This window comes from Citrobacter sp. C5_2, assembly GCF_014596845.2.
In the GTDB taxonomy this organism is placed as follows: domain Bacteria; phylum Pseudomonadota; class Gammaproteobacteria; order Enterobacterales; family Enterobacteriaceae; genus Citrobacter; species Citrobacter werkmanii.
On record NZ_CP115032.1, the window covers coordinates 2,878,781 to 2,893,348 of the forward strand.

At 51.1% G+C, this 14,568-nt stretch carries 16 protein-coding genes and 1 other annotated feature; of the genes, 5 read left to right on the forward strand and 11 right to left on the reverse strand.

Annotation, left to right across the window (positions count from 1 at the left end):
• Positions 1–11: 11 nt before the first annotated feature.
• The 9 genes from btuC to thrS form a co-directional block, all read right to left on the reverse strand.
• Positions 12–992 (reverse strand): vitamin B12 ABC transporter permease BtuC, encoded by a 981-nt coding sequence (gene btuC / locus ICA20_RS14090; RefSeq protein ID WP_038640182.1) that lies wholly within the window; start codon positions 990–992, stop codon positions 12–14.
• Positions 993–1,272: 280 nt separating this feature from the next.
• Positions 1,273–1,572, reverse strand: coding sequence for an integration host factor subunit alpha (ihfA, locus tag ICA20_RS14095; protein ID WP_003030571.1), 300 nt, complete (start codon positions 1,570–1,572; stop codon positions 1,273–1,275).
• A 4-nt stretch (positions 1,573–1,576) separates the two neighbouring features.
• Positions 1,577–3,964: a phenylalanine--tRNA ligase subunit beta gene (pheT, locus tag ICA20_RS14100; RefSeq protein WP_038640181.1), complete on the reverse strand. Its 2,388-nt coding sequence runs from the start codon at positions 3,962–3,964 to the stop codon at positions 1,577–1,579.
• A 15-nt stretch (positions 3,965–3,979) separates the two neighbouring features.
• Positions 3,980–4,963, reverse strand: a complete 984-nt coding sequence (pheS, locus tag ICA20_RS14105) for a phenylalanine--tRNA ligase subunit alpha (RefSeq protein WP_038640179.1) — start codon at positions 4,961–4,963, stop codon at positions 3,980–3,982.
• Positions 4,964–5,128: 165 nt separating this feature from the next.
• Positions 5,129–5,253 (reverse strand) — a sequence feature (Phe leader region).
• Positions 5,204–5,248: a pheST operon leader peptide PheM gene (gene pheM, locus ICA20_RS14110; RefSeq protein WP_001386830.1), complete on the reverse strand. Its 45-nt coding sequence runs from the start codon at positions 5,246–5,248 to the stop codon at positions 5,204–5,206. It overlaps the preceding feature by 45 nt.
• 119 nt (positions 5,254–5,372) lie before the next feature.
• Positions 5,373–5,729: a 50S ribosomal protein L20 gene (gene rplT / locus ICA20_RS14115; RefSeq protein ID WP_003030578.1), complete on the reverse strand. Its 357-nt coding sequence runs from the start codon at positions 5,727–5,729 to the stop codon at positions 5,373–5,375.
• 54 nt (positions 5,730–5,783) lie between these two features.
• On the reverse strand, positions 5,784–5,981 hold the full coding sequence (gene rpmI, locus ICA20_RS14120) for a 50S ribosomal protein L35 (protein ID WP_003030583.1): 198 nt from the start codon (positions 5,979–5,981) through the stop codon (positions 5,784–5,786).
• 96 nt (positions 5,982–6,077) lie between these two features.
• On the reverse strand, positions 6,078–6,620 hold the full coding sequence (infC, locus tag ICA20_RS14125; protein ID WP_048997935.1) for a translation initiation factor IF-3: 543 nt from the start codon (positions 6,618–6,620) through the stop codon (positions 6,078–6,080).
• A gap of 3 nt (positions 6,621–6,623) precedes the next feature.
• Positions 6,624–8,552 carry a threonine--tRNA ligase gene (gene thrS / locus ICA20_RS14130; protein WP_032939806.1) on the reverse strand — a complete coding sequence of 643 codons (1,929 nt, stop codon included), beginning with the start codon at positions 8,550–8,552 and terminating at the stop codon, positions 6,624–6,626.
• Between the two features lie 302 nt (positions 8,553–8,854).
• Between thrS and yniD the strand changes: the two genes are divergently transcribed.
• Positions 8,855–8,962, forward strand: coding sequence for a small membrane protein YniD (yniD, locus tag ICA20_RS14135; protein WP_087856702.1), 108 nt, complete (start codon positions 8,855–8,857; stop codon positions 8,960–8,962).
• Positions 8,963–9,127: 165 nt separating this feature from the next.
• Here the strand turns inward: yniD and ICA20_RS14140 are convergent, their stop codons facing one another.
• Complete coding sequence (locus ICA20_RS14140) at positions 9,128–9,886, reverse strand: YdiY family protein (RefSeq protein ID WP_038640176.1); 759 nt, start codon at positions 9,884–9,886, stop codon at positions 9,128–9,130.
• A 287-nt stretch (positions 9,887–10,173) separates the two neighbouring features.
• On the opposite strand from ICA20_RS14140, the gene pfkB reads away from it, so the two are divergent.
• Both pfkB and ICA20_RS14150 read left to right on the forward strand, forming a co-directional pair.
• The gene (pfkB, locus tag ICA20_RS14145; protein ID WP_038640174.1) at positions 10,174–11,103 is read left to right on the forward strand and encodes a 6-phosphofructokinase II; all 930 of its coding nucleotides are present in this window, start codon (positions 10,174–10,176) and stop codon (positions 11,101–11,103) included.
• 270 nt (positions 11,104–11,373) lie between these two features.
• Positions 11,374–12,234 (forward strand): fructosamine kinase family protein, encoded by an 861-nt coding sequence (locus ICA20_RS14150; RefSeq protein ID WP_038640172.1) that lies wholly within the window; start codon positions 11,374–11,376, stop codon positions 12,232–12,234.
• Positions 12,235–12,290: 56 nt separating this feature from the next.
• Here the strand turns inward: ICA20_RS14150 and ICA20_RS14155 are convergent, their stop codons facing one another.
• Positions 12,291–12,827, reverse strand: coding sequence for a YniB family protein (locus tag ICA20_RS14155; protein WP_038640170.1), 537 nt, complete (start codon positions 12,825–12,827; stop codon positions 12,291–12,293).
• Positions 12,828–12,994: 167 nt separating this feature from the next.
• Here ICA20_RS14155 and hxpB point away from each other — a divergent pair, with 167 nt between their 5' ends.
• The gene (gene hxpB / locus ICA20_RS14160; protein WP_038640168.1) at positions 12,995–13,663 is read left to right on the forward strand and encodes a hexitol phosphatase HxpB; all 669 of its coding nucleotides are present in this window, start codon (positions 12,995–12,997) and stop codon (positions 13,661–13,663) included.
• 137 nt (positions 13,664–13,800) lie between these two features.
• On the forward strand, positions 13,801–14,562 hold the full coding sequence (gene kduD / locus ICA20_RS14165) for a 2-dehydro-3-deoxy-D-gluconate 5-dehydrogenase KduD (protein WP_038640166.1): 762 nt from the start codon (positions 13,801–13,803) through the stop codon (positions 14,560–14,562).
• Positions 14,563–14,568 lie beyond the last annotated feature (6 nt).

Here is a 14,568-nt window from a genome sequence, read left to right on the forward strand (position 1 = left end):
ACCAACGCTTTCTAGCGCGCGGCTTTCAACAATAGCCAGATAAATACCGGTGCTCCCATGGTAGCCGTCACCACGCCGATGGGCAGTTCAGCCGAAGCCAACACCAAACGCGCGACAACATCAGCAAACAATAATGCGATTGCGCCAGCCAACGCGCAGCCAGGCAGGAGAGCACGGTGATCGGTTAAACCACACAACCGCAAAATGTGGGGGATAACCAATCCAATAAAACCAATCGCACCCGCCAGAGCCACGCTTACGCCGACCATCCATCCTGTGGCGACCACCAGCAGATTGCGCCAGAACCATAATGGTAACCCCAGTTGGCGCGCAGAAGTTTCCCCCAGCGCCAGCATATTCATCGGCTGAGACTGACAGCAGATCCATATCAGTACGGGGATCAACGCCACCATCAGCCAGGCCTGATGCCAGTCGACGCCGCCAAAGCCCCCCATCATCCAGTACATCAGTTGTCGTAAGTCAAAAGAGGTGGAAAAATAGATGGCCCACGTCATCAACGCGCTACAGATAATGCCCAGCGCCACTCCCGCCAGCAGCAAGCGACTGGTAGACAAATGACGACGGGCAAAGCGTAACAGAATGAGAGTAATAATCAGCGCCCCGGCGATGGCACATAAGCCCAACGCCCAGCCGGGAAGCTGCCCCTGGCCGAGCAGCACCGCAGCAATAAGTCCTACACCTGCGCCGTTAGACACGCCCAGTAGACCCGGTTCCGCGAGTGGATTTTCAAAGAGGGCCTGCATTACCGCACCGGATAAAGCCAACGCAGCGCCTACCAGCAAAACGGCGAGGGTACGAGGAAAGCGGATTTGCCAGACGAACAGATCGCCGCGGGCGCTGAACCAGTCGCCGGGAGCGATCCACTGTTCTCCTGCGCACAGGCTTAAAACCGTTGCCAGTAACATCAGCACTGACAGTGACAGTATCCAGCGCACGTTTCGTCGCTGCTGTTGATGGGCGAAAGTCAGCATGTTTTCCATTCTGCTGAAAAGAGATGGGGGTGATTCTACGGTGCTGTTTCGGTAGTGAAAAGGAAAAAGGCCGCAGAGCGGCCTTTTTAGTTATACCCGTCATACTTCAAGCTGCATGTGCGTTGGCTTTACTCGCTCACCCCAGTCACGTACTTATGTACGCTCCTGGAGATTCGCTGCGTCGCCGCCTTCCTGCAACTCGAATTATTTAGGGTATATATACGTCATGCTTTACGCTGCCGCTTTGATGGCAACGCAAGTGGTTTAACGAATCGTTAAATCACTCTTCTTTGGGCGTTGCGTTTTCAACCCGACTTTTTAACTTCTGTCCGGGTCTGAAGGTCACCACGCGCCGTGCTGTAATGGGAATATCTTCGCCCGTTTTCGGGTTACGTCCCGGACGTTGATTCTTATCACGCAGATCGAAGTTACCAAAACCAGAGAGTTTTACCTGCTCACCATTTTCCAGAGCACGACGAATCTCTTCGAAAAACAGCTCGACCAGTTCTTTGGCATCCCGCTTGCTAAGCCCAAGCTTATCAAACAGATATTCTGACATTTCAGCTTTTGTAAGCGCCATAGGTTCAATCCCTCAATGATGCCTGGAATCGCTCTTTTAATGCCTCTACACATTTGGCGACGGTAGCGGCAATCTCCTCTTCTTCAAGTGTACGGCTGGTATCCTGAAGGATCAGGCTGATAGCGAGGCTCTTATAGCCCTCCGCAACACCCTTACCGCGGTACACGTCAAATAAGTTTACGCCAACTACCTGATTTACGCCAACTTTCTTACACTCGGATAAAATATCCGCAGCGGGAACGTTTTCTGCCACAACGACTGCGATGTCGCGACGGTTCGCTGGGAAGCGAGAAACTTCACGCGCCTGAGGCACCACGCGGTCTGCGAGCTTGTTCCACTCCAGTTCAAACACCAGAGTGCGACCGTTCAGATCCAGTTTACGTTCCAGCTCAGGATGAACAACCCCAATGAAACCAATACGTTCACCTTTCAGATAAATCGCCGCAGACTGACCCGGATGCAGTGCTGGATTCGCTTCAGCTTTGAACTGAATGTCCGCCAGTTTGCCGGTCAAGTCGAGAACCGCTTCCAGATCGCCTTTCAAATCATAGAAATCAACGGTCTCTTTTGCCAGATTCCAGTGTTCATCATGACGATTACCGCAGATCACGCCTGCCAGCATCAGATCCTGACGGATCCCGAGGTTGGCCTGCGTATCCGGTACGAAACGTAAACCCGTTTCAAAAATACGCACACGGTTCTGCTGACGGTTCTGGTTATACACCACCGTTGACAGCAAACCGGTCCACAGTGACAAGCGCATTGCCGACATATCAACAGAAATTGGGCTTGGCAGCAGCAGCGATTCTTCACCCGGATGCAGCAATGCCTGAATTTTCGGGTCGACAAAGCTGTAGGTGATAACTTCCTGGTAGCCTTTGTCATTCAGCATGGTTTTTACACGTTTCAGCGATAAATCCGCTTCACGATGCGTACCCATGATCAGACCTGCCTGAATTGGCGTATTCGGGATATTGTCATAACCGTAAACGCGGGCAACTTCTTCGACCAGGTCTTCTTCGATTTCCATATCGAAACGCCAGCTCGGCGCTACCGCTTTCCACTCATCCTGACCTTCCGTGACGTCACAACCCAGACGACGCAGAATATCACTCACCTGGTCATCAGCAATATGGTGTCCGATCAGACGATCCAGTTTGCTGCGGCGAAGCGTAATGGTCGCGCGTTTTGGCAGCGTCGCTTCGTTGGTTACATCAATAATTGGACCGGCTTCACCGCCGCAGATATCAATCAGCAAACGGGTAGCGCGCTCCATCGCTTTGTACTGCAGCGCAGGATCGACACCACGCTCATAGCGGTGAGAAGCATCGGTGTGCAGGCCATGACGACGCGCGCGACCGGTAATAGACAGCGGACTGAAGAACGCGCATTCCAGCAGGACGTTTTGCGTTTCATCATTCACGCCGGAATGTTCGCCACCAAAGATGCCGCCCATGGCCAGCGCTTTGTTATGGTCGGCAATCACCAGCGTATCCGCATTTAGTTTAGCTTCGCTGCCGTCCAGCAGAACCAGGGTTTCCCCCTCTTTTGCCATCCGGACAACAATCCCGCCTTCAATGCGGTCTTTGTCGAACGCGTGCATCGGCTGACCCAGTTCGAGCAGCACATAGTTCGTTACGTCAACCACGGCATCGATAGAGCGGATGCCGCAGCGACGCAGTTTTTCTTTCATCCACAGCGGGCTTGGCGCTTTAACGTTGATGCCTTTCACCACGCGCCCCAGATAGCGTGGGCAGGCTTCCACCGCGTCGACCTGAATCGGCAGGACATCGCTAATGGTTGCGGCTACTGGCGCCATTTCCGGTTCAACCAGCGGAGCCTGGTTCAGTACGGCAACATCACGTGCCACGCCGATGATACCCAGGCAGTCGGCGCGGTTCGGCGTAACGCTGATTTCGATAGTGTTGTCGTCAAGCTTCAGGTATTCGCGGATATCGGTGCCAATTGGCGCATCGACGGGCAGTTCGATAATGCCGCTATGGTCGTCGGAAATACCCAGCTCGGAGAACGAGCACAGCATACCTTCAGACGGTTCACCGCGCAGTTTCGCTGCTTTAATTTTAAAGTCGCCTGGCAGTACGGCGCCCACGGTTGCCACCGCCACTTTCAGGCCCTGACGGCAGTTCGGCGCGCCACAGACGATATCCAACAGGCGGTCACCGCCTACATTCACTTTGGTGACGCGCAGTTTGTCAGCGTTCGGGTGCTGAGCGCACTCAACCACTTCACCCACCACAACGCCGTTGAACGCGCCCGAAACAGGTTCCACACCGTCAACTTCCAGACCCGCCATCGTGATTTGGTTTGACAGCGCATCGCTATCAATCGCCGGGTTTACCCATTCGCGTAACCACAGTTCACTGAATTTCATTGTTTTATCCTGCCTTTATTTAAACTGTTTGAGGAAACGCAGATCGTTTTCGAAGAAGGAACGCAGATCGGTCACGCCATAACGCAGCATGGTCAGACGCTCCATACCCATACCGAATGCAAAGCCGGAGTAGATTTCCGGATCGATACCCACGTTGCGCAGCACGTTCGGGTGAACCATCCCGCAGCCCAGCACTTCCAGCCATTTGCCGTTTTTGCCCATCACATCAACTTCCGCAGAAGGTTCGGTGAATGGGAAGTAAGAAGGACGGAAGCGAACCTGCAGGTCTTCTTCAAAGAAGTTGCGCAGGAAATCGTGCAGCGTACCTTTCAGGTTGGTGAAGTTGATGTTGGTATCAACAATCAGCCCTTCCATCTGATGGAACATTGGGGTGTGCGTCTGATCGTAATCGTTACGGTATACGCGCCCAGGGGCGATGATACGGATCGGCGGCTGTTTTTCTTTCATGGTGCGGATCTGCACGCCGGAAGTCTGCGTACGCAGCAGACGGGTCGCGTCAAACCAGAAAGTGTCGTGGTCAGCACGCGCCGGGTGATGGCCAGGAATATTCAGTGCGTCGAAGTTATGATAGTCATCTTCGATTTCCGGACCGGTCGCCACGGTAAAGCCCAGCTCACCAAAGAAGCTTTCAATACGATCGATAGTACGTGTTACCGGATGCAGACCGCCATTTTCGATACCACGTCCCGGCAGAGAGATATCGATCGTTTCTTCAGCCAGACGGGCATTCAGCGCAGCACTTTCTAATTCGGCTTTACGTGCGTTCAGCGCTTGCTGTACCTGCTCTTTGGCTTCGTTTATCACCGCACCTGCTGCCGGACGCTCTTCTGGCGGCAGCTCGCGCAGGGTTGTCATTTGAAGGGTCAAGTGCCCTTTCTTGCCCAAATATTCGACGCGGACATTGTCTAACGCGGCAACATCTGAAGCCTGGTTAATGGCGGCCGTTGCACTGGCAACCAGCTCTGCGAGATGTGACATGGTTTTCCTCGTTATGTGGCGATATTCACTAGTCGCTCGTCTATACGCAAAATCATTCAAGTTGTATCAAGGCGGCAAAAGAGCAAATCCTCAGGAGCGTACATCAGTACGTGACTGGGGTGAGCGAATGCAGCCAACACAGAGACAACTTGAAGGATGACGCGTATAAAAAAAGCCTCCACCAGGGAGGCTTTTAGGCGCTGTTTTCCGTTTCTTCTTTCACGCGCAAGCCTCCTGGATTCAGGTGCTAAAGTAAAAGAAGAAGCGGAAAATAGCAGCATTCATGCTTGCATTACCTTATGTGGTAAAAACCGGACAACCTTTATTGAAAAGGCTTACGGGTAAAATGTCAACTAATTGATTGCTCTACAATAAAAGAGAGGGAGCCAGGCTCCCTCTTTTCACCGGCTTATGCCAGAGCTGCTTTCGCTTTTTCGACCAGAGCGGTGAACGCTACTTTGTCGAATACTGCGATGTCAGCCAGGATCTTACGGTCGATTTCAACAGAGGCTTTTTTCAGGCCGTTGATGAATTTGCTGTAAGAAATACCGTTCTGACGTGCTGCTGCGTTGATACGCGCAATCCACAGTTGACGGAACTGACGCTTTTTCTGACGACGGTCACGATAAGCGTACTGACCAGCTTTGATAACAGCCTGGAAGGCAACGCGGTATACGCGAGAACGCGCACCGTAGTAGCCTTTAGCTTGTTTCAAAATTTTCTTGTGACGTGCACGGGCAACTACACCACGTTTTACGCGAGCCATATGTGCTCTCCTGTATCTATATTCTTAGTAAAAAATTAATTAAACGTTAACGGCTTATGCGTACGGCAGGCACGCGATAACCAGACCCAGATCGCCTTTAGAAACCAGGCCTTTTGGACGCAGGTGACGTTTACGCTTAGTAGATTTTTTGGTCAGAATATGACGCAGGTTTGCGTGCTTACGCTTAAATCCACCACCACCGGTTTTTTTGAAGCGCTTAGCAGCACCGCGTACGGTCTTAATTTTTGGCATTTTAATAACTTCCACTTCGCATTGTTAATAAACGAAACGTAGGCGAACAACGGCTGTGGAACCCGCAGGCTCCACAGACATTGCTACTTGAAGGCCTTACTGTTTCTTCTTAGGAGCGAGCACCATGATCATCTGACGGCCTTCGATCTTCGTAGGGAAGGATTCGACTACTGCCAGTTCACTCAGATCGTCACGGACGCGGTTGAGCACTTCCATACCGATCTGTTGGTGGGCCATCTCACGGCCGCGAAAACGCAGCGTGATCTTAGCCTTATCGCCATCTTCCAGAAAGCGTACCAGGCTGCGGAGTTTTACCTGGTAATCGCCATCGTCGGTGCCAGGACGGAATTTAATTTCCTTAACCTGGATAACTTTTTGCTTTTTCTTCTGTTCCTTAGAAGACTTACTCTTTTCATAAAGGAACTTGCCGTAGTCCATAATACGACAAACTGGCGGTTCGGCGTTAGGGCTGATTTCAACTAAATCTACTCCAGCTTCTTCAGCTTTTTCGATTGCTTCTCTCAGACTCACAATACCCAAAGCTTCGCCTTCCAGACCTGTTAAGCGAACTTCCAGGGCGCGAATCTCGCCATTAATACGATTCGGACGTGCCGTTTGAACTCGTTTTCCGCCTTTAATACCTTATTCCTCCAGTTGTTGAAGACTGCGGCTGCGAATCTCTTGTTGCAGCTTCTCAATCACTTCATTTACGTCCAGGCTGCCCAAGTCTTTGCCACGACGGGTGCGCACGGCAACTTTGCCTGCTTCAACCTCTTTGTCGCCACAGACCAACATGTAAGGGACACGACGTAAAGTGTGCTCGCGGATTTTAAAGCCAATCTTCTCATTTCTCAAGTCTGCTTTTACACGAATGCCCGCATTTTGTAGTTTCTGCGTTAATTCGTTAACGTATTCAGACTGAGAATCGGTAATGTTCATGACCACAACCTGAACCGGCGCAAGCCAGGTCGGGAAGAAGCCAGCAAACTCTTCGGTCAGAATACCGATGAAACGTTCCATCGACCCAAGAATTGCACGGTGAATCATAACCGGCACCTGACGCTCGTTGTTTTCGCCAACATAAGAGGCGCTTAAACGGGACGGCAGGGAGAAGTCCAGCTGTACAGTACCGCACTGCCATGCACGATCGAGGCAGTCATACAGGGTAAATTCAATTTTCGGACCGTAGAATGCGCCCTCACCCAGTTGGAACTCAAACGGGATGTTGTTTTCTTCCAACGCAACGGCCAGGTCAGCTTCAGCACGGTCCCACATTTCATCGCTACCGATACGTTTTTCGGGGCGAGTGGACAGTTTGACGACGATCTTCTCGAAGCCAAAGGTGCTGTACATATCGTAGACCATACGAATACAAGCGTTAACTTCATCACGGATCTGTTCTTCAGTACAGAAGATATGCGCATCATCCTGAGTGAAGCCACGAACGCGCATCAGACCGTGCAGCGCGCCTGACGGCTCGTTACGGTGGCAGCTACCAAACTCAGCCATACGCAGCGGCAGATCGCGATATGATTTCAGACCCTGATTAAAGATCTGTACGTGGCCCGGGCAGTTCATGGGCTTAATGCAGTATTCACGGTTCTCTGAAGACGTCGTGAACATCGCATCTTTGTAGTTATCCCAGTGACCTGTTTTTTCCCACAGCACGCGGTCCATCATGAACGGACCTTTAACTTCCTGATACTGATATTCTTTCAGTTTCGAACGAACGAAGACTTCCAGTTCACGGAAGATAGTCCAGCCATCATTGTGCCAGAACACCATACCCGGCGCTTCTTCCTGCATATGATACAGGTCAAGCTGTTTACCGATTTTACGGTGATCGCGTTTGGCGGCTTCTTCCAGACGTTGCAGGTAGGCGTTGAGGGCTTTTTTATCTGCCCATGCAGTACCATAAATACGCTGCAGCATCTTATTATTGCTGTCGCCACGCCAGTATGCCCCTGCGGTCTTCATCAGTTTGAAGTGATGGCAGAAACGCATGTTCGGCACGTGCGGGCCACGGCACATATCGACATATTCTTCATGATGGTACAAGCCAGGCTTGTCATCATGGGCAATGTTTTCATCAAGAATAGAGACTTTATAGGTCTCGCCACGCTTCACGAAGGTTTCACGCGCTTCGTACCAGCTGACTTTCTTCTTAATGACATCGTAGTTTTTCTCAGCGAGCTCGTGCATCCGCTTCTCGAGCGCGTCGACGTCTTCCTGGGTTAACGTACGGTCAAGATCGATATCGTAGTAAAAACCGTTGTCAACAACCGGTCCGATCGCCATTTTGGTGTGCGGCCAGAGTTGTTTGATCGCGTGCCCTAACAGGTGCGCACAGGAGTGACGAATGATCTCCAGACCTTCTTCATCCTTCGCGGTAATGATGGAGAGCTTCGCATCATGTTCAATCAGATCGGAAGCATCTACCAGCTCACCGTTAACACGGCCAGCAATCGTGGCTTTCGCCAGACCTGGACCGATGTCCAGCGCAACATCCATGGGGCTTACAGCGTGGTCGTAATGGCGTTGGCTGCCATCAGGAAGAGTAATAACAGGCATGTTATATCCTTATTTGCAGTGGTGCCCCACACGTAAGAGCACATACAAAGATTCAATATTTAAAATTATCAAAAAGGTGTGGGCTGATTCCCGCTTCACTCTGCGAAATATGTCACGGGTTGCCTTGGTGGCGACGCTGGACCTACGCCCTTTTTTTGATAACACCGTTGACAGTGTACACGGTGTTACGAGCCGATCAAAGCAGCAATCAACGCGCACTGTATGATGTAAATCAATTCACTGACACCCTGACGTCTTTGTTACACTTGCCGAAAGTCATCGAATATGAGCGGGAAAGAACTATGCCAACAAATCGCTTTGCGAAGAAACACTGGAAAATAGTTGTGATTCTGCTTGTTATTTGTGCGGCCATGCTGATGCTGCGTTGGGCCGCAATGATCTGGGGTTAAATTATTGGCACCGGCAGTACGGTTCCGTTTATTTATCTATTAAATAGAATTTACCTGAAAAATAGCGCGTTATTGTCATGTGGTAAAAATAAAACGTAGAGTAAATATTAAATAAACTTAACTTTAATTGGGAAAACCGGGCCAATTATTTGACCCGGCTTGTCACTACATACGATAACCGAGCGAAACAGTCGTTCGACGATCGGTATGCTCCGGCGCCGTTGCCGGCGGTTCAGAGTTCCAGGTTACGTTGTAAGCCACCTTTAACCCGAAGTGTTCGTTGATGGCAACGTTCAAAGCCGTTTCAGAGTTGAGTGTCGTATCGTCAGCACCGAATACTGATACACCCTGAGTAAATTTGGTGTTATCCGTCATCTGCCACGCATACGCCCCGGACGCATAGCCCAACGGCTGCGTTTCGGTGGTGCCATCAGTGTGCTCGTCATAACGAACACCAGGACCGAATTCAAAACGGAAGCTGTGCACCGGCCCATTAAGGAACTGACGGCCGTAACCTGCGGTCAGTACGTCACGCTCGCGATAACCGTTGTAGCGGTCGGTCAACCAGCTTGCCTGCCCAAAGAGATAGTCATAGTCGGTCATGTTGTAACGACTACGGCCCCCTACGGCATATTTCTCTGATGAACGCTCATCATTTGAGGAGGTGTTGCTGGCGTTTCCCCACAGAGACCACGCCGTGGTTTGACCATACCAGGTCATGTTGGTGTCTGCAGTTAAAGAAGAACTTTTTGTGTTGCCTGACTGGGCGAGATATCCCGCGTTCAGGTTACCTTCAAAGGGTTTTTTCGCGCTGGAAGGGTCATCCATGACAGTAAAAACGGAATCATCGGCGGCAGCATGCATTGACGCAAGCAGGCCTCCCATCAGCATGAATGCTGTGGGCACTGTCTTCAAAAGCTTCATTTATTAAGAGTCCGTACAACAAAAAAAGAGACCATAACGGTCTCGGAAACTTTCATATGGATCAATGACAAAAGACCCTTGAAAGGTAACAAATTATAAAAAGACTCGAATAACATAGCAATAAATTCTTATTTCATTTTTTGAATAAGAGCGTTCTTAAATCGATATTTTATTTATATAACTTTGACCCGATAATTTTAAATAAAGATATGAAAAATCATGTTGTTAATTACTTCACTTTCGGGATGTTAAGTGCCAGACTGAAGGCAGCCTAACAGGAGGTAAAGATGGTACGTATCTATACGTTAACACTTGCGCCCTCTCTCGATAGCGCAACAATTACTCCGCAAATCTACCCTGAGGGTAAACTTCGCTGTACCTCGCCGGTTTTTGAACCCGGTGGCGGCGGCATCAATGTCGCTCGTGCAATAGCGCATCTTGGCGGTACTGCGACGGCTATCTTCCCCGCGGGCGGGGCCACGGGTGAGCATCTTGTTGCATTGCTCGCCGACGAAAATGTTCCCGTCTCTACAGTCGAAGCCAAAGACTGGACCCGCCAAAATCTGCACGTCCACGTTGAGTCCAGCGGTGAGCAGTATCGCTTCGTTATGCCCGGGGCTGCGCTGACCGATGATGAGTTCTATCAACTTCAGGATCAGGTGCTGGAAATTGAGTCCGGCGCGCTGCTGGTGATTAGCGGCAGTTTGCCGCCTGGCGTACAACTTGAGAAGCTGACCCGACTCGTTACCTCAGCACAAAAACAGGGTATTCGCTGCATCGTCGATAGCTCAGGCGAGGCGCTAACGGCGGCGTTAGCCATCGGCAATATCGAACTGGTCAAACCCAACCTCAAAGAACTGAGCGCGCTGGTGAACCGCGAACTCACCCAACCTGATGACGTGCGTAAAGCTGCGCAGGAGATTGTGCAATCGGGTAAAGCACACCGCGTCGTGGTCTCTCTTGGGCCACAAGGGGCGCTGGGCGTTGATCGCGACACCTGCGTCCAGGTGGTTCCACCCCCGGTGAAAAGTCAAAGTACCGTAGGCGCAGGCGACAGCATGGTCGGCGCCATGACGCTTAAACTGGCTGACAACGCACCTTTTGACGATATTGTTCGTTTCGGGGTTGCCGCCGGTAGCGCAGCAACCCTGAATCAGGGGACGCGTCTGTGCGCTTTGGACGATACGCAAAAAATATATGCATACCTTGCGCAGTAATGCCACCGTCCCCCTTCTTACCAGGAAGGGGGATTTTCCGGTAAAACTGTCGGCATGGTTGTTATACGTCTATGATAAAAAATCACGTGATTACAAAGAAGTGAATCATGTGCAAACAGACGTCTCCACAACTGTGCGAGATGAAGAAGAACGACAAACATTAAGTGCCTTTCCAGCGATGACGCGTCCGTGGTGTGCGTCAGTTCGTGTTTTTTAACCGCATTCTTGCGCTAACCTTATGATCTGGCAGACAACATGGGGAGAGACATCATGTGGCAGGCTATCAGTCGTCTTTTAAGCGAGCAATTAGGTGAAGGCGAAATCGAACTGCGTAATGAACTGCCCGGCGGAGAGATCCACGCCGCATGGCATTTACGCTATGCGGGGCGCGATTTTTTCGTCAAATGCGATGAAAGAGAGCTGTTGACCGGCTTTACGGCGGAAGCCGATCAACTGGAGCTACTTTCCCGCAGTCAAACCGTATCTGTACCGAAAGTTTGGGCGGTAGGCGCAGACAGAGATTACAGTTTCCTGGTGATGGACTTCCTCCCTCCCCGTCCGCTTGACGCGCACAATGCGTTTATCCTCGGCCAACAGCTTGCGCATTTGCATGAATGGAGCGATCAGCCGCAGTTCGGACTCGACTTCGACAATGCGCTCTCGACCACGCCGCAACCCAATGCCTGGCAACGTCGCTGGTCAACTTTTTTTGCCGAGCAGCGCATTGGCTGGCAACTGGAACTCGCCGCTGAAAAAGGTATTGCGTTTGGCAATATTGACGCCATTGTCGAGCATGTTCAGCAACGCCTCTCGTCCCATCAGCCGCAGCCGTCTCTCCTGCATGGGGATTTGTGGTCGGGAAACTGCGCCCTCGGCCCGAACGGTCCTTACATCTTCGACCCTGCCTGCTACTGGGGAGACAGAGAGTGCGATCTGGCAATGCTGCAGTTACATACCGAACAGCCGCCGCAAATATATGATGGTTATCAGTCCGTCTCGCCGCTCCCCCTGGATTTTCTTGACAGACAGCCTGTCTACCAGCTCTATACGCTGCTGAATCGGGCTATTCTGTTCGGAGGGCAGCATCTGGTTGTGGCACAGAAAGCGATGGATAGGTTACTGGCGGCTTAACAGCGCGCTTATCAGGCCTGACGTTACACAATGCGGCAGGCCTGATGTTTCAACGCTTACAAAAAGCCCAGTAATGAGAAGAAGAAGTAGCCGATGACGATAACGATCACCGGCAATATATACAGCGGAAAAATTTGTAAAAAGATCATATGGTGCGGTACCACGATACGTGATTCAATTTGTGCGCGTGATAACCCTTCACTGCCTTTGGCCTGTTCCAGAATCAGTTGATCCTCAACACCTTCGCGTAAAAAACGCGCCTGACGGCTCATTCTTGCACCTGAATCCTGCAACGCTAAGCCGACAAAAATCAGGATGAAAATCAGCCAAAAAACGAGATTGAGTCCACTTTGAAAATCGGGTGTCGGCGAGTTATACCAAAATACGTTAAGAAAGGGGGTGTTCACCCGCATCATGTCGATCATTACATGGGCAAAATCGAGCATCACCGCATTAATCCCCTCCTGCTTTTCGCTGTGCGCATACATAAACTTCAGTACAGAAACCAGTGTTGAAATCAGCGCGGGAATGAAAATCACCCATCCCACCAGCCTTTTCAAGACGGCAATGCGTCCAGCTTGTTGATACGTCATGAGTTCCCCTTGATAAAGACGTGTCATTTTGGCCTAAGTTTACCCGTTGATAACCGTTTTCGCCTGATCTTTAAAGGCGGTATAATAGAGAATTAGCCATAATGAACGCTCAGAGCCTGTTATGACTGGCTCGAAATCCCTTTTATCACCCTAAAGGAGAGGTTGTGATGTCAACCCCGCGTCAAATTCTTGCTGCAATTTTCGATATGGATGGATTACTGGTCGATTCAGAACCGCTCTGGGATCAGGCCGAACTGGATGTGATGGCAAGTTTAGGCGTTGATATCACTCGCCGCCATGAGCTTCCCGATACCCTTGGCTTACGCATCGACATGGTGGTTGATTTGTGGTTTGCGCAGCAACCGTGGAATGGCCCCACACGTCAGGAAGTGACTGAACGTATCATCACGCGGGCTATTGCGTTAGTTGAAGAAACAAGACCGCTGCTGCCTGGCGTACGTGAAGCCGTGGCGTTGTGCAAATCGCAGGGACTTTTGGTCGGGCTGGCATCCGCATCACCGTTGCATATGCTGGAAAAAGTGCTGACCATGTTTGGTTTATGCGACAGCTTCGATGCACTGGCCTCCGCGGAGAAACTGCCCTACAGCAAACCGCACCCGCAGGTGTATCTCGATTGCGCAGCGAAACTGGGCATTGATCCTTTGAGTTGCGTTGCCCTGGAAGATTCAGTCAACGGCATGATCGCCTCGAAAGCGGCTCGCATGCGCTCTATCGTGGTGCCTGCACATGAAAATCAGGGCGATCCTCGCTATGTACTGGCCGACGTAAAACTGTCCTCGCTCACCGAACTTACAGCCGTTCATCTGCGCGGCTAATCCTCTCACGGGCAATGATTCGCATTGCCCGTGAGATTGATTTTAAAACAGCGTTTCATTTTTATTGCATTTCAGCTCAGCCTCTCCTATTCTTTCCGCATGGTAAAGTGTGAATGGAATGAATAATTGAGGTGAATATGATTCAGGATGCTTTTCGTCTCGCAGGTAAAGTTGCCATCGTCACCGGATGTGATACCGGCCTTGGACAAGGTATGGCACTGGCGCTGGCTGAAGCTGGCTGTGATGTGGTCGGAGTGAATCGTAAAACCCCGCATGATACCGCAGAGAAAATTAACGCGCTCGGTCGACGTTTTCTGGCGATTCAGGCCGATCTCAGCCAACAGGACGTACTCGCCAGTATTGTGACACAAACGGTGGAGGCATTTGGTCGGATCGATATTCTGGTCAATAATGCGGGCACCATACGTCGCCAGGATGCGCTGGACTTCAGCGAAAAAGACTGGGATGACGTGATGACCCTGAATCTCAAATCCGTGTTCTTTCTGTCGCAGGCCGTGGCGCGCCAGTTTGTGGCGCAGGGTAACGGTGGGAAAATAATTAATATTGCCTCAATGCTCTCATTTCAGGGCGGGATCCGCGTTCCTTCCTATACCGCATCGAAAAGCGGTGTACTGGGTATCACCCGCCTGCTGGCTAATGAATGGGCTGCACAAGGTATTAATGTCAACGCTATTGCGCCCGGCTATATGGCGACCAATAACACGCAGCAACTACGTGAAGACAGCGAGCGCAATCAGGAGATTATCGATCGTATTCCAGCCGGACGCTGGGGAAAGCCAGACGATCTGAAAGGCCCGGTCGTTTTTCTCGCAAGTTCAGCCTCTGACTATATTCATGGTTATACGCTGGCCGTGGATGGTGGTTGGCTGGCGCGGTAATGTCGC

What these genes read in the sequence shown, in the direction of transcription:
- pfkB (WP_038640174.1), top strand. Translation starts at nt 10,174, where the DNA reads ATGGTACGTATCTATACGTTAACACTTGCGCCCTCTCTCGATAGCGCA.
- kduD (WP_038640166.1), top strand. Translation starts at nt 13,801, where the DNA reads ATGATTCAGGATGCTTTTCGTCTCGCAGGTAAAGTTGCCATCGTCACC.
- pheS (WP_038640179.1), bottom strand. Translation starts at nt 4,963, where the DNA reads ATGTCACATCTCGCAGAGCTGGTTGCCAGTGCAACGGCCGCCATTAAC.
- thrS (WP_032939806.1), bottom strand. Translation starts at nt 8,552, where the DNA reads ATGCCTGTTATTACTCTTCCTGATGGCAGCCAACGCCATTACGACCAC.
- pheT (WP_038640181.1), bottom strand. Translation starts at nt 3,964, where the DNA reads ATGAAATTCAGTGAACTGTGGTTACGCGAATGGGTAAACCCGGCGATT.
- ICA20_RS14155 (WP_038640170.1), bottom strand. Translation starts at nt 12,827, where the DNA reads ATGACGTATCAACAAGCTGGACGCATTGCCGTCTTGAAAAGGCTGGTG.
- ICA20_RS14140 (WP_038640176.1), bottom strand. Translation starts at nt 9,886, where the DNA reads ATGAAGCTTTTGAAGACAGTGCCCACAGCATTCATGCTGATGGGAGGC.
- hxpB (WP_038640168.1), top strand. Translation starts at nt 12,995, where the DNA reads ATGTCAACCCCGCGTCAAATTCTTGCTGCAATTTTCGATATGGATGGA.
- rpmI (WP_003030583.1), bottom strand. Translation starts at nt 5,981, where the DNA reads ATGCCAAAAATTAAGACCGTACGCGGTGCTGCTAAGCGCTTCAAAAAA.
- rplT (WP_003030578.1), bottom strand. Translation starts at nt 5,729, where the DNA reads ATGGCTCGCGTAAAACGTGGTGTAGTTGCCCGTGCACGTCACAAGAAA.
- btuC (WP_038640182.1), bottom strand. Translation starts at nt 992, where the DNA reads ATGCTGACTTTCGCCCATCAACAGCAGCGACGAAACGTGCGCTGGATA.
- ICA20_RS14150 (WP_038640172.1), top strand. Translation starts at nt 11,374, where the DNA reads ATGTGGCAGGCTATCAGTCGTCTTTTAAGCGAGCAATTAGGTGAAGGC.
- yniD (WP_087856702.1), top strand. Translation starts at nt 8,855, where the DNA reads ATGCCAACAAATCGCTTTGCGAAGAAACACTGGAAAATAGTTGTGATT.
- ihfA (WP_003030571.1), bottom strand. Translation starts at nt 1,572, where the DNA reads ATGGCGCTTACAAAAGCTGAAATGTCAGAATATCTGTTTGATAAGCTT.